Genomic DNA, 16175 nt, shown 5'->3' with positions numbered 1-16175 from the left:
CGTTTAATCAGACTCGTGAGCTTCTCTTGAAACCGCCTCGCCCCAACCTTTCGGAACTGGCGCGCCACCTCGGGGTGTCGATCGCGACGGTGTCGAATGCGCTGTCCGGCAAGGGGCGCCTGTCGCCGGAGCTCGCCAAGCGTATCCGCGATGCGGCAGACCGGATGGGCTACGTGCCGAGCCAGGCCGGCCGGGCGCTGCGCACCGGGCGCAGCGGGGTTCTGGGGCTGGTGCTCCCCGATATCGGCAATCCGCTCTATCCGGAAATCGCCCAGGAGATCGAGCGCGTCGCGACGAATGCCGGTTACGGCGTGCTGATCGCCAATTCGCGCGACGAGATCGCCGCGCAGGACAAGGCGATCTTCCAGCTCATCGAGCGCGGCGTCGACGGCATCGTCATCGTTCCCCGGCGCGGCACCACAGTGCCGGAAACCGCCTGCCCCATTGCCATCATCGACACGCCGACGACACCGAGGAACACGGTCTCGGCCGATCATTTCGAGGGCGGCGCGCAGGTCGCGCGCCACTTGCGGGCGCTTGGCCACGAAAAGATCCTGCTGATCGGCGACGACCCCAGCTCGAACGTCCAGAATGCCCGCGTCAACGGCATGCGGTCGCAACTCGCAGAAGCCCGGGAAGTCGAGACGATCTGGATCGTCGAGATCGAGGCAAAGGGCGGCAAGAGCTGCGCGCTCGGTCTTGCCGCGTGGCGCGCACGCGGGTTTTCCGCCTTTGCCTGTGTGTCCGACCCCCATGCCCTGCGGGCACTCACCGAACTTCAGTCGGCCGGCATCGCCATTCCGGCGAAAGCGACGATCACGGGCTTCGACAACCTGCAATGGTCGTCCTTCATCTCACCGCCGCTCACCACCGTGAAAATGAACATGCCGGAAATCGCCACCCTCGCGCTCGACGCGCTGGTTGAGGCAATCCAGGCCCGCGACGCCTCGGACGATACACCGAGCCCGCCCGTCACCGCTCGCAAGGCCGCCGTGCCGATGGAGCTTGTCATCCGCCGTTCCAGTGGCCCGGCTCCGAAGGAGCAGCCGGCGGCCGGCATTTCTCAGGAGGAGATCAAACATGCATAAGACGCTTCTTGCCGCCAGCGTGTTCTGGCTTGCGGGCAGCACGCTCGCGGCCGCTCAGGAACAGACGCTCACCATCTCTGTCTACGGCTTCGCCCAGGACGAATTCTCCGAAGCGCTCTACAAGCCCTTCGAGGCGGAATGCGGCTGCAAGCTGGTCGTCGAGACCGGCAACAGCATCGAGCGCCTCGCCAAGCTCGACGCCAACAAGGATGCCCCGGTCGTCGACATGGCCGTCTTCTCACTCGCCGACGCGCTGGCCGCATCCCGCAAGGGCCTGACCGAGAAGCTCGATACCGCCAAGCTTTCAAACTACGGCAAGCTCTACGACTTCGCCAAGGACCCGAACGGCGACGGCATGAGCGTCGGCTATACCTTCTACAAGACCGGCATCGCCTATCGCACCGACAAGATGAAGGTCGAATCCTGGGCCGATCTCCTGAAGGACGAGTATGTCGGCCATGTTGCGCTACCGAACATCACCACCAACCAGGGTGGTCCGGTGCTCTCGATGATCGGCAAGGCGCTCGGCAAGGATACGCCTGATCTCAAGGACGCCATGGCCGCCGTCGGCGAGAAGCGCGACGAGTTCGTCACCTTCTATGTGAAAAGCTCGCAGCTCGTGCAGCTGATGCAGCAGGAAGAAATCTGGGCCGCACCCATGGGCCACTTCTCCTGGGCCGGCATTTCCAAGCTCGACCTGCCGGTCGGCTGGGCAACAACGAAGGAAGGCGATGCCGGCGACATGAATGCCATGGTGCTGGTCAAGGGTACGAAGAACCAGGACCTCGCGCTGAAGTTCATGGATTTCTGGCTCTCCGTGCCGATCCAGACCAAGATCGCCGAAATGCTGATCGACAGCCCGGCGAACAAGGAAGTCGTGCTCGCGCCGGAAATCGCCGAAAAGCTCACCTACGGTGCCGACGTTGCCAACAAGCTGACCTTCCTGCCGGCCGCCACCACGCTCGACTACCGCGAGAAGTGGCTTGCCGAATGGAACACCACGATCGCGCAGTAAAAAGCCCGTCTCCTCGATCCACACGCCTGCGGCGGAGGGTGCCTGAACGCGCCCTCGCCACCGGCAAACGCTGCCCTCTTTCGGCAGGAGCACAGCATGTTTCAAAATCGCGCTGAAGCCTTGGCGCTGGCTTTGCCGGCCGCCGTCTTCGCGGCCATCGTCTTCCTGGTGCCGGTCGTCATCGTGCTGGCCGAGGGCTTTCGCAGCCCGACCGGCTGGACCTTCTCGGCCTATATCGATTTCTTCTCGGAGCCGCTCAACCGGCTGGTGCTGGTGCGCACCTTCAAGCTGGGTCTCGCCGTGACGGTCGCCTCGGCGGTGATCGGCTACGCCGCAGCCTTCGCCATCGTCAATCTCAGCGCGTCGGGCAAGGGCCGCATGATCGGCCTCATCTCGCTGCCGTTGATGATTTCGCCGGTCGCGCGCACCTATGCCTGGATCGTCATCCTCGGCCGCACCGGCATCGTCAACCAGGCGCTCCAGGCCGTCGGCCTCAGCGACGAGCCGATCCGCCTGCTCTTCACCGAGACGGCGGTCTTCATCGGCCTGCTGCAACTCTTCCTGCCGCTGATGATCCTCTCGCTGATCAGCGCGCTGGAAAACATGCCGAAGGATGCGATCCTCGCCGCAAGGGTGCTCGGCGCCAACTGGTTCCAGGTGTTCTGGAAGGTCATCCTGCCCCTCACGCGCGAGGGCCTCGTCGTTGGCGGCACGCTGGTCTTCACCGGGTCGCTCACCGCCTATATCACGCCCGCCATCCTCGGCGGCTCGAAGGTCCTGATGCTCGAGACCTTGCTCTTCCAGCGCGTCACCGTCGCCAACGATTTCGTCTCGGCAAGCGTGATCGCCTTCATTCTCATTGCCATGTGTTTTGCCGCGAACCTGCTCCTGAAGCGGCTCGCGACCGCGAGGAACAAGCGATGAACCGCACGCTTTCCACACTCATTCTCGCCGCGCTGCTCATCTTCCTGATCGGCCCCTTCATCATCATCGTGGCAGCCTCTCTTTCGGCCGGCGACACACTTGTCTTCCCGCCGCAGGGCCTGTCCCTGAAATGGGTCGCCAAGGTCTTCACCGTCGAAAGCTTCCGCGACAGCTTCATCATGTCGATGATCCTCGCCGTCGGCGGCACCTTCGTCGCACTGCTGCTCGGCGTGCCGGCCGCCTATGCGCTGTCGCGCTACAAGCTGCCCTTCGGCGAGGTCGTCAACACGATCGTCACGCTGCCGATCATCGTGCCGGGCATCATCGTCGGCCTGGCCCTGCTACGCTATCTCGTTGTGCCGTTCAGTTTCTCGATCGGCGTCGCGCTGTTCCTCGCCCATACCGCACTCGTGCTGCCCTATACGGTGCGCGTCGTCTCCTCCAGCTTCAACAACCTGCGCTCCGACATGGAAGAGGCGGCGGTGCTGCTTGGCGCGACGCGCCTTGGCGCCTTCTTCAAGGTGGTGCTGCCGAACATCCAGAGCGGCATCCTCGCCGCCTTCATCCTCGGCTTCGTGACGAGCTTCAACCAGGTGCCGGTCTCGCTGTTCCTCTCCGGCCCCGGCGTGCGCACGCTGCCCATCGACATGCTCTCCTACATGGAAACCACCTACGATCCCTCCGTTGCTGCGCTGTCGGCCCTGCTCGCCCTGATGTCGATCGGTATCGTCTTCCTCGCAGAACGCTTCCTTGGATTCTCCCGTTATGTCTGATCGCGCCTTTCTCTCCCTCGAAAACCTGACGCTTTCCTATGGCAATTCGATTGCCGTGGACAAATTCAACCTTTCGATCCGCAAGGGTGAACTCGTCGCCTTCCTCGGCCCGTCCGGCTGCGGCAAGACGACGACCATGCGCTCGATTGCCGGCCTGCTTGCGCCCACCTTCGGCCGCATCACGCTCGACGGCACCGACATTACCCGCGTTTCCGCCAACAAGCGCAATGTCGGCCTGGTCTTCCAGTCCTACGCACTCTTCCCGCATCTGACGGTCTTCGAAAACGTCGCCTTCGGTCTCAGGTTGAAGCGCATGGCAGCCGCCGATATCGATGCGCGGGTCACCGCCGGCATCAAGTCGGTCGGCCTTTCCGCGCTTTCCGGCCGCAAACCGACCGAGCTTTCCGGTGGACAGCAGCAGCGCGTGGCGCTTGCCCGCTCCATGGTGATGGAGCCGAAGGTGCTGCTGCTCGACGAGCCACTTTCCAATCTCGATGCACGCCTGCGCGTCGAAATGCGCGCCGAACTGCAGCGCGTGCAGAAGGAAACCGGCGTCACCATGATCTTCGTCACCCACGACCAGGCAGAAGCCCTGTCGCTCGCCGACCGCATCGTCGTGATGCGTGAAGGCCTGATCGAGCAGGTCGGCACGCCTGAGGAGATCTACAACAACCCCGCCTCCGCGTTCGTTGCGGATTTCGTTGGCTTCGAGAATGTTTTCGCCCTTCGCGGCGGCAAGCTGGCAACTCCGGGCGGTGCGATCGCGCTTGCCGAAGCGCTGCCGGGCAATGCTGCCGGCTTCGCCTGGCGTCCCTCCGGCGTGACGCTCGAAGCCGGGCCGTTCAAGGGCACGGTGAAAAGCGTCTCCTTTACCGGGAACCTGCGCGAATACCTGCTCGATACGCCCCTCGGCCCGATTACCGCGGAGGTCAGCGCGGCACTTCCGGTCCACGCGCTTGGCGCGGAACTGGCCTTCGACCTGCCGCTCACGGCAGCCGCCCCCCTCCAGCGTTTCGCGTGAGCGCCATGGGTGTGTGGATCGACACCGACATGGGCTTCGACGACATCGCCGCCATCCTCGTGGTGGCGCGGGGCGCCGAGCCGATCGACGGCATCTCGCTGGTCTTCGGCAATTCCGGCTTCCGCCAAGTGCGGCAGAACGCAGCCTCGGCCGCCGCTGCCTTCGGCTGGACCTTCCCAATCCACGACGGCCGCGCCCTGCCGGTGCTCGGCCGGCTGGAAACCGCGGAAAACATCCTGAGCGAAGCCGGCATGCTGACCGCCGGCCGCAGCCTGCCGCCGGCTCCGCTGCCGCCGGAAAGCGACGCCTTCACCGCCCTCTGCCACTGGCTGGAGGCTGCCACGGAGCCGCGCCGCATCCTCGCTCTCGGCCCGCTGACCAACATTGCGGCCCTGGCGCTCGCCCGGCCGGATCTGACCGAGAAGATCGCCGACCTCACCTGGATGGGCGGCGGCGTCACCGCCGGCAACCACACGGCCTCGGCCGAATTCAACGCCTTTGCCGACCCCGAAGCGCTGGCGATCGTGCTCGCCCATGGCCTGCCGCTGCGGATGGTCGATCTCGACCTCTGCCGCAAGATCATCGCCTTTCCGGACGACACTACGCCCGTTCGCGATGCGGGCGGCAGGAATGCAGCACTTCTCGCCGACCTCTTCGCCGGCTACATTTCCATTGGAGCCAGCCGTGGCCGGGCCGGCATGGCGGTCTACGATCCCTGCGCCGCCGTCGCCTTCGTGTGCTCGCAGGCCGTGACCTTCACCGAGGCCCGCATCGACGTGGAACTGTCCGGCCTGCTGACGCGTGGTCGAACGGTAGTGGATGTGCGTGCGCCGCAGGAGAAACGCAACGCCGTCTTCGCCACAGACATCGATGTCGTGGCCGCCCGCAGCCTCATTCTCGGCGCACTGACCGAGGAGGCGCGACAGTGACCGGCAAGACCGATACTCGCGATCTCGACGACGAAACCCTGCGTGAAGCCGCCGTTGCGGCCGCGCGCGGAGACCGCCCCTTCGACATGCTGATCCGCGGTGGAACGCTGATCGACATGGTGACCGGCGAGCGCCGCGCCGTCGATATCGGCCTCGTCGGCCCACTGATCGCTAGCGTGCACCCGCAGGATGCCCGTCTCGACGCCCACGAGACGATCGACGCCAGCGGCCTGATCCTCTCGCCCGGCCTCATCGACACGCACATGCACGTCGAGAGCTCGATGATCACCCCGGCCGCCTATGCCGCGGCCACCCTGCCGCGCGGCGTGACGACGCTCGTCTGGGACCCGCATGAGCTGGGCAATGTGCATGGCATAACCGGCATCGACTGGGCGGCCGAGGCCGCCCGCGCCCTGCCGCAGCGCCATGTGTTGCTCGCCCCCTCCTGCGTGCCCTCCGCGCCGGGTCTTGAAGTCGCCGGCGCCGATTTTTCCGCCGAGACCATCGCAACGCTGCTCGCCCGGCCGGAAATCGGCGGTATCGCCGAGGTCATGGACATGCGCGCCGTCATTGAAGGCCGCGCGCGGATGAACGCCATTCTTGCCGCCGGCCGCCACGCGGGCAAGCCGATCCACGGCCACGCCCGCAGCATCGCGGGGCCGGAGCTTGAGGCCTTCATTACTGCCGGCATCAGCTCCGACCACGAGATCGTCTCCGGCGAGGACCTGCTCGCAAAACTGCGCGCCGGTCTCACCATCGAGCTGCGCGGCTCGCATGATCACCTGCTGCCCGAATGCGTCGCCGCCCTCAACACGCTGCCGCAGTTGCCCCAGACCCTGACGCTCTGCACCGACGATGTCTTCCCGGACGATCTTTTCGAGGCCGGCGGTCTCGACGACGTGGTGCGCCGCCTCGTCCGCTACGGAATGACGCCCGAACGGGCCTTGCAGGCCGCAACACTCAACGCCGCACGGCGGATCGGGCGCAACGACCTCGGCCTCATCGCCCCCGGCCGTCGCGCCGATATCGTGCTCTTCGAGGACCTGACGGAGTTCCGGGCGAAACTGGTCTTGAGCAGCGGCCGGATCGTTGCGCGGGACGGCGCACTTACCGAACCCGCCCACGAAATCGACGCGGCACCGCTGCAAGGCTCCATGCATCTCGCCCCATTGCGCGAAGAGGATTTCCGCATTCCGTGTGCGGGAACCGAGGCGACTGTCGCTCTTATCGCCGAGCCCCGCTTCACCGAATGGGCCGAGGCGGTCGCGACCGTTTCGGACGGCTTCATCGTGCCGCCCGACGGCACGACGCTGATTGCCGTCGCCCACCGCCATGGGCGGGCGGATGCGCGCCCGCGCGTTGGCCTGCTCTCCGGCTGGGGCACATGGCGCGGAGCGCTTGCGACCACCGTCTCGCACGACAGCCACAACCTCACCGTCTTCGGCGGCAATCCGGGCGACATGGCCGTCGCCGCGAACGCAGTGATCGCGGCAGGTGGCGGCATGGCCGTCGCGCTAGACGGCAAGGTGCTTGCCGTGCTCGAACTGCCGCTTTCAGGCCTTCTCTCCGATGCGCCGCTTGAGGACGTCGCCCGCGCCTTCGCCGCCGTGCGAACCGCGGCGGACAGCATCGTCGACTGGCAACCACCCTACCTGGTGTTCAAGGCCGTCTTCGGCGCGACGCTCGCCTGCAATGCCGGCCCCCACCAGACCGACCGCGGCATTGCCGACGGCACGACCGGCGCCCTGTTGGAAACGCCGATCCTCAGCGTAAGGCATGGGGCGTGAGCGTGTCCGCCGCAGCCGCACCCATGCGCAACGACCTGCTCCTGCCCGCGATCTTCGTGCCGCTCTGGTCGAGCGGCTTCGTTTTGGCGCGGCTTGTTGCGCCGCATGCCGAACCTCTCACTTTCCTTGCCGTGCGCTTTGCGCTGGCGCTGCTGGCGCTTGCCGCCATCGCGCTCTGGAAGGGCGCCGCCTGGCCCGGCACGGCACGGGAATGGGGGCAGGCTTTGCTTGCCGGCGTCCTGATCCACGGCCTCTATCTCGGCTGGGTCTTCTGGTCCGTGGCCAATGGCCTGCCAACGGCAATCTCGGCACTGATGGCCGGCATGCAGCCGCTGCTCGTGACACTCCTTGCCGGCCGAGTGCTCGGAGAGCGCATGTCGCGGCGCGGTGCCATCGGCATTCTCGTCGGGGCCTTCGGCACGCTCGTCACGCTGGCACCGAAGCTCGGCGCAACGGAGGCCGGCGGCATTCCGCTCCTCCCGCTCGCCATCTGCCTTGGCGGCGTTCTGTCCCTCACGCTCGGCTCGATCTTCGTGAAGCGCACGGCGATTGCCGCCGATCCGCTCACCAACACCGCCGCGCAATATGTCGGCGCCCTCGTGCCGACGGCGCTCGTCCTGCCTTTCGTCGGCGGGCCGGCCTTCGACACCACGGCGCTGCCGCTGTGGATTGGCCTCGCCTGGTCGGTCTTCGGCATGTCGCTCGGAGCGGTCCTGCTGCTCCTGCACATGATCCGGAAGGGCGCTCTGTCAAAAGTGTCCTCGCTGTTCTTCCTCGTGCCCGGCGTCTCGGCCCTGATGGCCTGGATCGGCTTTGGCGAAAGCCTCACCGTGATACAGATCGCCGGCCTTTCCATCGCGACGGTCGGCGTCTCGCTCGCCAGCCGCGGCTAACCCAGATAGAGAATGCCCATGACCCTTGCCGAGATGATCGCCGCCAGCAATGCGCCCGCCGTGCTCGTTCGCCGCGACCTGCACCGCTACCCGGAAACCGCTTTCCTGGAATACCGCACCGCCTCGCGCATCGCCGCCTATCTTGATCACCTGGGCTTTGCCGTGCGCACCGGCCGCGAAGTGATGGACGCCGAGATCGTCATCGATCCGCCGTCACGCGAACAGGTTGAAGACGCCAAGCGCCTGGCGCTCGCCGCAGGCGGCGATGCAGCATGGATGGAGCGCATGCCCGACGGCCTGACCGGCATCGTCGCCGACTACCGCTTTGGAGACGGTCCCACTGTCGCCTTCCGCTTCGACATGGACGCCCTGCCGGTCAGCGAAACCGAGGCGGAAGCCCATCAGCCGAATGCCGAGGACTATCGCTCGCGCTTTGCCGGCCGCATGCATGCCTGCGGCCATGACGGCCATGTTGGTATCGGTCTCGCCCTTGCCCGGCGGCTCGCGCAGGAAAAGGGCCTCGACGGAACCCTGCGCCTGATCTTCCAGCCGGCCGAGGAAAGTGCGCGCGGCGCAGCACCCATGGTGGCAGGCGGAGCGGTCGAGGGCGTGGATCATCTGTTCGTCGGCCACCTCGGCTGCCTGCTGCCCTCCGGCAAGATCGCCGCGAGCGCTGTCGGCTTCCTCTTCTCCAGCCGTTTCGCCGTCACCTTCCGCGGTGCCGTCGCGCATGCGGCGATGGGTCCGCAGGAGGGCCGCAACGCGCTCCTCGCCGGTGCATCGGCAGCACTCGGGCTGCACGGCATTTCCCGTTTTTCCGGCGCGGAGACATTCGTCAATGTCGGCGTGCTGCGCGCGGGCACCGCCTTCAACATCATCGCCGATACCTGCGAGATGCTGGTGGAGGTGCGCGCCAACAGTCACGCCGCCCACGACTATATGGTCGAACGGCTTCATGCGGTGATCGAAGGCGCCGCCGCCATGCATCAATGCGCGGTCGACACCGTGCGCAAGAGCCACATGCCTGGCAACGAAAACAGCCCGGAGGCCGTTGCCTTGATTGCCGACGTCGCGACCGGCCTGCCCGGCGTCACCGAGGTCCTGCCGGAATGGTCGATCGGCGGCGGCGACGATGCTTGCCTGATGATCCGCCGCGTGCGCGAAACCGGCGGCACCGCCGCCTACTGTATCATCGGTAGCGACATCCCCGCCGTGCACCATGCCGCCGATTTCGACATCGACGAAAACGCACTCGAAACCGGCGTCGCGCTGTTTGCCGGCGTCGCACAACGGCTCCTTCGGCCCCGCGGGTGAGCCCTTGGCGAACAGATTTTGAACCGCTCTTGCTCTGCCTCTGGATGAGACACGCATAGGCCCCTACCGTCTGGCTGACGCGCTTGCTGAGTCGCATCGGCAAAGCCCTTAGCCAGACAGGAGCCAGGCATGCTTATCGGGATTACAGTTCTTCTCGTCTTTCAGTTGATCGGCGAGGTTACCGCCTATTTTCTGAACGGATATGTGCCGGGACCTGTCATCGGCATGGCAATGGCCGCCGTGGCCCTCACCCTCACCGGTGGCGTCAAAATCCTGCGGCCGGCCCATCAACAGACCATCGACACATCCAAGGTGGTGCTTGCCAATCTCGGCATCCTTTTCGTGCCGGCCGGGGTGGGCATCATCCAGCATCTCGATCTCATCCGTAACAGCGGCTTTGAACTCCTCGCCATCGTCATCCTGTCCACGGTCATCACGCTCACCGTCACGGTCTGGGTTTTCATCCTGGTGAAGCGGCTTTCCGGAGGCTACGCCAATGACTGAAGGGCTCTGGGTCTATCTTGCGACGTCGCCCCTCCTCTGGCTGGTCACGACGCTCGTCGTCTGGCTGGCCGCCACCGCCATCGCCGGCCTCAGCCCCGGCAATCCGCTGCTCAACCCGATCATGCTGTCGATTGCGGTCATCGCCGCCATTCTCTGCATCGCCAGGATTGACTACGACGCCTACTTCAAGGGCGCGCAGTTCATCCATTTCCTGCTCGGGCCGGCCACTGTGGCACTCGGCATCCCGCTTTACGAGAAACTCTCGCTTGTGAAGAGTAACCTCGTTCCCATGCTTTGCTCCCTCGTCGTCGGTAGCCTCACGGCGGTAGGGTCGACGGTGTTCCTGAGCCAGCTGTTCGGCTTCTCGCCCGATGTCGTCGCCTCGCTCGCGCCGAAATCCACGACGGCGGCCGTTGCCATGGCCATCTCCTCCGGGTTGAGCGGCGATCCGGCGCTGACCGCAGCCGTGGTCGTTCTCACCGGCATTTGCGGTGCGATCGTCGTCACGCCGATGATGAACGCCATGCGCATCAAGGACTTCAGCGCCCGCGGTTTTGCGGTCGGTCTCGCTTCGCACGGGATCGGCACGGCACGCGCCTATTCAGTCGATCCGGTCGCGGGGTTGTTTTCGGGGATCGCCATGGGGTTCAATGCCGTCCTGACATCCCTCATCGTCCATATCTTCCTATGACTACCGGCGTCACAAAGGGCGATGATGTCGATTTTTCTGCACGGATGTCGGCGAACGCATCCATCATTCGTCCTTGAAGACGACAGATAGGGAGGATCACATCGTATGAAATTGTATTTCAGCCGCAATCCCAATCCACGCTTGGCCGTCGCCGTTGCGCGGTTTCTCCATGCGGAGGTCGCCTTCGAGTTTGCGACGCCCCGGGCGTCCGGCCAGGCGGCCCGCTACCTGCCACTCAACCCGAACCTGCTGCTGCCGATACTGGAGCTTCCCAATCGTTCGCTTTGGGAAAGCGACGCGATCGCCTGCTGGTTTTCCCGCAATGCCGGCTCCAACTTCTGGCGAACGGACGATGACGAACCGGACATGATCCGCTGGATCAGCTGGAGCAAGGATAACTTCGTCAAGGCTTGCGACATGGTGCATTGGGAGCGTGGCACCAAGCAGCGATATGGTATCTGCCCCTGCGACGACCAGCTGGTCGATGAGGGGCTGCGGGAGTTTCACAAGGCGGCCGCCATCCTTGAGAACGCACTGTCGGATCGCCTCTGGCTGGTCGGAGACACCATCTCCTTTGCCGATTTTCGCATGGGGACATTTTTGCCGTTCAACGATGCCGCGCGGCTGCCGATCGATGATTATCCCGCGATACGACGCTGGTCCGAGCAGCTTGAAAAGCTCGACGCGTGGCGTGAACCGTTCAAGGGCCTCGCCGCCCCCGATCTGCCGCCTCTTCCGGTCGAAAGCGCGGTCGGCGCAAACAGCCCGCAGTAATTGCGTGGCCAAGGCCTGTGATAGGGGTGCGTCTTAGAATCCCGTCGTGCCATGCGCGCTAGCAACGGCCTCGCGAAGGTCGCCGATCGCATCGTTCGACGCGGCGGACAATTCCTTGCCTTCAAGCTCCCTTGGCATCTTCCAGCCGGGCTCGACCCCTTCCATGTTCGGCAGCTCGTGCGCAATGCCCTTGTGGCAGTCGATACAGGTCGCCTTGCCGGGCAAGAGATACTTGGAATGAATGTCGGCGGCGCGCTGGGTTTGTTTGGTGAAGTCCATCGCGACAGCGGAGTGGCAGTTGCGGCATTCCAGACTGTCGTTTGCCTTCAGGCGCGCCCATTCGTGCTTCGCCAGTTCCAGCCGGTGGTTCAGGAATTTTTCGCGCGTGTTGATCGTGCCGAAGATTTTTCCCCAAACCTCCTTCGAAGCCTGCATCTTGCGGGCAATCTTGTCGGTCCATTCGTGCGGCACATGACAATCCGGGCAGGAGGCACGCACGCCGGAGCGGTTGGTGAAGTGCACCGTTCTCGTCAGCTCCTGGTAGACGTTGTCCTTCATCTCATGGCACGAGGTGCAGAACTTTTCGGTGTTGGTCAGTTCCAGCGCGGTGTTGAAGGCGCCCCAGAACATCACCCCGCCGACGAAGCCGCCGAGAGTCAGGAAAGCGAGGCTGAGCGTCGCCGCCGGCGTTGTCGACACGGTCCAGACCCAGAGAAGTATTGCCTTGATGCGCGCCACCATCACTCACTTCCCGCCCCGGTGACACCGAGTTCGCTCATATCCTTGAACGTGTTGCCGACGAGCGGCTTCTTGTCCGCCTGCGGCACATGGCATGCGGTGCAAAAGTAGCGGCGCGGCGAAACGTCGGCGAGCATCTGGCCCTCGCGCGTCATGTAATGGGTGATGCTGATCATCGGCGCGCCGGCATCCTGCGAGAACTCGCGCTTGTGGCAGGAAAGACAGCGATTGGCATTGACCGAAAGCTGGTAGCCGTCGATCGAATGCGGGATGATCGGCGGCTGCTCGGGATAGGCACGCATGCGCCTTATGTCGTCGACGATCCACTTCGGCAGCGGATCGGCCGGCAGCGTCTGCATCGCGTCGCCTTGAGGGCCGGACAGCTGCGGCACCATCTGTGCCATGGCGCTTGTGGCGATGACGGCTGCGCTGAGTGCAGCCAGGACCCATCCTTTGCCGAGGGTCAGACGGCCCGTTCGATCTTGACTGCGCATTTTTTGAAATCCGTCTGTTTCGAGATGGGATCGGTAGCGTCGAGCGTGACCTTGTTGATGAGCTGGCTGGCATCGAACCACGGCACGAAGATCACACCCGGCGGCACGCGGTTGCGGCCGCGCGTCTCGACGCGCGAGCGGATTTCGCCGCGCCGCGAGATGATGCGGATTTCTGCCCCCTGGTTGAGGCCGCGCTTACGGGCGTCGTCGGCATTCATGAAGCAGAGGGCGCCGGGGAATGCCTTGAACAGCTCGGGAACACGCATGGTCATCGAGCCGGAATGCCAGTGCTCCAGCACCCGGCCGGTGACCAGCCAGGTGTCGAACTCGGCGTCCGGTGATTCCGCCGGTGGCTCATAGGGCACGGCGATGATCGCCGCCTTGCCATCCGAGTTGCCGTAGAATTTCACCCCTTCGCCCGGTTTCACATAGGGGTCGTAGCCCTCGCGGTATCGCCAGAGCGTTTCCTTGCCGTCGACGACGGGCCAGCGCAGGCCGCGCACCTCATGATAGGTGTCGTAGGGCGCCAGATCATGGCCGTGGCCGCGGCCGAAGGTGGCATATTCCTCGAACAACCCCTTCTGCAGGTAAAAGCCGAAATGCTGCGCCTCGTTGTTGGCGTGCTCAGGCTTGACCTCGCTGATCGGGAACTTTGCCACGTCGCTTTCGGCAAACAGCACCTGGTAGAGCGTCTTGCCCTTGTAGTCGGGATTGGCGGCAAGCAGCTCCCCCGGCCAGACCTCGTCCGTGGTGAAGCGCTTGGAAAACTCCACCATCTGCCAGAGGTCGGAGCGCGCCTCACCCGGCGCCTGCACGAGCTGGTGCCAGACATGGGTGCGCCGCTCGGCATTGCCGTAGGCCCCCTCCTTCTCCACCCACATGGCGGCCGGCAGGATGAGGTCCGCGCTCATCGCCGTGATCGTCGGATAGGGGTCGGAGACGACGATGAAGTTTTCCGGGTTGCGGTAGCCCTGGTAGGTCTCGTTCGACGTGTTCGGCGCGGCCTGCACGTTGTTGTTGACCTGCACCCAGTAGAAATTGAGTTTGCCGTCCTTCAGCATGCGATCCTGCTGGACCGCGTGGTAACCCGGCTTTTCCGGGATGATGCCGTGCGGAATGCGCCAGATCTCTTCCGCATGCTTGCGGTGTTCGGGATTGGTCACCGTCATGTCGGCCGGCAGACGATGGGCGAAGGTGCCGACCTCGCGCGCCGTGCCGCAGGCGGACGGCTGGCCGGTCAGTGAAAACGGGCTGTTGCCGGGCTCGGAGATTTTTCCGGTCAGGAGATGGAGGTTGTAGACCATCTGGTTTGCCCAGACGCCGCGCACATGCTGGTTGAAGCCCATGGTCCAGAGCGACATGACCTTGCGGTTCGGGTCAGCGTAAAGCTCGGCGAGCTGCTTCAAGAAACCGGCTTCGACGCCGGTCATCTCCACGGCCTTTTCCAATGTGTATTCGGAAACGAAGGCCTTGAACGCCTCGAAGTCGATCGCCTCGGTCTTGCCGGGATCGGCGGAGTTGGCGGCATTGACCTCGACCGGATTGTCGGGCCGCAGCCCATAGCCGATATCCGTGACGCCGCGCACGAACTTCGTGTGGTTGCGTACGAAATCCTCGTTCACCCGGCCGGTCTGGATGATGTGATTGGCGATGTAGTTCAGGATCACCAGGTCCGTGCCCGGCTTGAAGACCATCGGGATGTCGGCGAGGTCCATGCTGCGGTGGGTGAAGGTGGAGAGCACCGCGACCCGCACATGCTCGTTGCCGAGCCGCCGGTCGGCGATGCGCGTCCACAGGATCGGATGCATCTCCGCCATGTTCGAGCCCCACAGCACGAAGGCGTCGGCATGTTCGAAATCGTCGTAGCAACCCATCGGCTCGTCCATGCCGAAGGTTCGCATGAAGGCGTAGGCGGCGGACGCCATACAGTGGCGGGCATTCGGATCAAGATTATTCGAGCGGAAGCCTGCGCGCATCAGCTTGGTCGCGGCATAGCCCTCGAAGATCGTCCATTGGCCGGAACCGAACATGCCCACGGCCGTCGGCCCCTTCTCCTTCAGCACCTTCTTGCACTGCTCGGCCATCACGTCGAAGGCCTCTTCCCAGGTGACGGGCTCGAACTCGCCGTCCTTGGCGTAGACACCGTTTCGCTTGCGCAGCAGCGGCGCCGTCAGGCGGTCCGCGCCATACATGATCTTCGACAGGAAGTAGCCCTTGATACAGTTGAGGCCGCGATTGACCTCCGCCTGCATGTCGCCATGCGTGGCGACGACCTTGCCCTCCTTGACGCCCACCATCACGCCGCAGCCCGTGCCGCAGAACCGGCAGGGCGCCTTGTCCCACTTGATTTCCAGTGCACTCACCCCGCCCGGCACGGGCTGGGCGGCGGCCGGCAGTGCTATGCCGGCCGCCGCCGCAGCGACGCCCGCCGCCTGGGCCTTCAGGATGTCACGCCGCGTCAGTTCGCTGCCCATGCACCTCTTCCTCTTCCATTTCGACATGTTCGAAAACCATGTTTGCCGCGATCACGCCGTCGAGAAGGGAGATGCGCATCAGCGTATCCCCGAGCACGCCGGTCGACGGCCCCTCGATGACGATGACGATCTTGCCCTTGTCAGCGCCGTGCACCTCGACATTGTCGAAATAGACAAGCGCGGCGCGCACGTCGTCGAGGCAACCGGGCTTGGCAAGAATGACCGCGCTGGAAATGTGATGGCGCCGCGTCTCAGGCATAAGTGGCCTCCGTGCTCAACGGCGCGGTTGTCACCGCGCCAACGGGACAGATGGCAATGCAGGCACCGCAGCCGGTACAGGCTTCGGCCAGCAACTCCGGCACGAAAGGCCCACCGCGCACCGGGCGAAAGCGGATCGCCGCGGTGGGACAGGCGTCCCGACAGGCCTGGCAGTCGACACGCTGGAATGGCAGGCATGCGTCCGAGATGGCAACGATGTGATCGAAGCGGCTGGCCGCCTCGACGAAAACCGGCTCGGGACAGCTTGCAGCGCAGGCGCCGCAGAATGTGCATTCACCAACCGTGAAGTCGAGTGCCGGCAGTCCATCCACGAGGCTGATGATCTTTGCAGGACAGTGCTCGACGCAGGCGCCGCAGCCGGTGCAGGCCGCAAGTGTTGCATCTTCAACCCCCGGCGGTCGGATGCGGATGCTGGCGTCCTGCCTGCCACCCCTCAGGAAATCCCGTCTCGACAACGCCCCCTGCCGCTCCATGGCC

Annotated in this window: 17 protein-coding genes; 12 read left to right on the top strand and 5 right to left on the bottom strand. The window is 64.7% G+C overall.

Going from position 1 to position 16175, the window contains the following annotated elements; genetic code table 11:
* The first annotated feature begins 26 nt into the window (after positions 1–26).
* The 12 genes from BSY16_RS23280 to BSY16_RS23225 all read left to right on the top strand — a co-directional run bounded on the left by BSY16_RS23280 (position 27) and on the right by BSY16_RS23225 (position 11713).
* Positions 27–1088, top strand: a complete 1062-nt coding sequence (locus BSY16_RS23280) for a LacI family DNA-binding transcriptional regulator (RefSeq protein WP_069062229.1) — start codon at positions 27–29, stop codon at positions 1086–1088.
* The gene (locus BSY16_RS23275; RefSeq protein WP_069062228.1) at positions 1081–2103 is read left to right on the top strand and encodes an ABC transporter substrate-binding protein; all 1023 of its coding nucleotides are present in this window, start codon (positions 1081–1083) and stop codon (positions 2101–2103) included. The genes BSY16_RS23280 and BSY16_RS23275 overlap by 8 nt, the downstream gene beginning before the upstream one ends.
* Positions 2104–2199: 96 nt before the next feature.
* The gene (locus BSY16_RS23270; protein WP_069062227.1) at positions 2200–3027 is read left to right on the top strand and encodes an ABC transporter permease; all 828 of its coding nucleotides are present in this window, start codon (positions 2200–2202) and stop codon (positions 3025–3027) included.
* On the top strand, positions 3024–3800 hold the full coding sequence (locus tag BSY16_RS23265; protein ID WP_069062226.1) for an ABC transporter permease: 777 nt from the start codon (positions 3024–3026) through the stop codon (positions 3798–3800). The genes BSY16_RS23270 and BSY16_RS23265 overlap by 4 nt, the downstream gene beginning before the upstream one ends.
* Complete coding sequence (locus BSY16_RS23260) at positions 3793–4821, top strand: ABC transporter ATP-binding protein (protein ID WP_069062225.1); 1029 nt, start codon at positions 3793–3795, stop codon at positions 4819–4821. Before BSY16_RS23265 ends, BSY16_RS23260 begins: the two co-directional genes overlap by 8 nt.
* A gap of 5 nt (positions 4822–4826) precedes the next feature.
* A complete protein-coding gene (locus BSY16_RS23255) occupies positions 4827–5750 on the top strand; it encodes a nucleoside hydrolase (RefSeq protein WP_069062224.1) in 924 nt (307 codons plus the stop codon).
* Positions 5747–7537: an adenine deaminase gene (locus tag BSY16_RS23250; protein WP_069062223.1), complete on the top strand. Its 1791-nt coding sequence runs from the start codon at positions 5747–5749 to the stop codon at positions 7535–7537. The genes BSY16_RS23255 and BSY16_RS23250 overlap by 4 nt, the downstream gene beginning before the upstream one ends.
* The gene (locus tag BSY16_RS23245) at positions 7534–8430 is read left to right on the top strand and encodes a DMT family transporter (RefSeq protein WP_286157330.1); all 897 of its coding nucleotides are present in this window, start codon (positions 7534–7536) and stop codon (positions 8428–8430) included. Before BSY16_RS23250 ends, BSY16_RS23245 begins: the two co-directional genes overlap by 4 nt.
* A gap of 18 nt (positions 8431–8448) precedes the next feature.
* A complete protein-coding gene (locus BSY16_RS23240; protein WP_286157329.1) occupies positions 8449–9744 on the top strand; it encodes an amidohydrolase in 1296 nt (431 codons plus the stop codon).
* Between the two features lie 129 nt (positions 9745–9873).
* Positions 9874–10248, top strand: a complete 375-nt coding sequence (locus tag BSY16_RS23235) for a CidA/LrgA family protein (protein ID WP_069062222.1) — start codon at positions 9874–9876, stop codon at positions 10246–10248.
* Positions 10241–10939: an LrgB family protein gene (locus tag BSY16_RS23230; protein WP_069062221.1), complete on the top strand. Its 699-nt coding sequence runs from the start codon at positions 10241–10243 to the stop codon at positions 10937–10939. The genes BSY16_RS23235 and BSY16_RS23230 overlap by 8 nt, the downstream gene beginning before the upstream one ends.
* A 105-nt stretch (positions 10940–11044) precedes the next feature.
* On the top strand, positions 11045–11713 hold the full coding sequence (locus BSY16_RS23225; RefSeq protein ID WP_069062220.1) for a glutathione S-transferase family protein: 669 nt from the start codon (positions 11045–11047) through the stop codon (positions 11711–11713).
* 33 nt (positions 11714–11746) lie between these two features.
* Here BSY16_RS23225 and BSY16_RS23220 read toward each other — a convergent pair whose 3' ends face one another.
* Genes BSY16_RS23220 through napF form a run of 5 tightly spaced genes read right to left on the bottom strand, consistent with a single transcriptional unit; the run spans position 11747 to position 16171 of the window.
* The gene (locus BSY16_RS23220) at positions 11747–12451 is read right to left on the bottom strand and encodes a NapC/NirT family cytochrome c (protein WP_150130212.1); all 705 of its coding nucleotides are present in this window, start codon (positions 12449–12451) and stop codon (positions 11747–11749) included.
* A 2-nt stretch (positions 12452–12453) separates the two neighbouring features.
* Positions 12454–12945, bottom strand: a complete 492-nt coding sequence (locus tag BSY16_RS23215) for a nitrate reductase cytochrome c-type subunit (protein WP_069062218.1) — start codon at positions 12943–12945, stop codon at positions 12454–12456.
* Positions 12915–15419 carry a periplasmic nitrate reductase subunit alpha gene (napA, locus tag BSY16_RS23210; RefSeq protein ID WP_069062217.1) on the bottom strand — a complete coding sequence of 835 codons (2505 nt, stop codon included), beginning with the start codon at positions 15417–15419 and terminating at the stop codon, positions 12915–12917. Before napA ends, BSY16_RS23215 begins: the two co-directional genes overlap by 31 nt.
* The gene (locus tag BSY16_RS23205; RefSeq protein ID WP_069062216.1) at positions 15394–15678 is read right to left on the bottom strand and encodes a chaperone NapD; all 285 of its coding nucleotides are present in this window, start codon (positions 15676–15678) and stop codon (positions 15394–15396) included. The genes napA and BSY16_RS23205 overlap by 26 nt, the downstream gene beginning before the upstream one ends.
* Positions 15671–16171 (bottom strand): ferredoxin-type protein NapF, encoded by a 501-nt coding sequence (napF, locus tag BSY16_RS23200; RefSeq protein WP_069062215.1) that lies wholly within the window; start codon positions 16169–16171, stop codon positions 15671–15673. The genes BSY16_RS23205 and napF overlap by 8 nt, the downstream gene beginning before the upstream one ends.
* Between the last annotated feature and the right edge of the window lie 4 nt (positions 16172–16175).

Origin of the sequence: Sinorhizobium sp. RAC02 (assembly GCF_001713395.1) — a bacterium.
GTDB lineage: Bacteria > Pseudomonadota > Alphaproteobacteria > Rhizobiales > Rhizobiaceae > Shinella.
The sequence above is the reverse complement of the archived record's forward strand: the minus strand, read 5'-3'. Positions and strand labels throughout refer to the sequence as shown.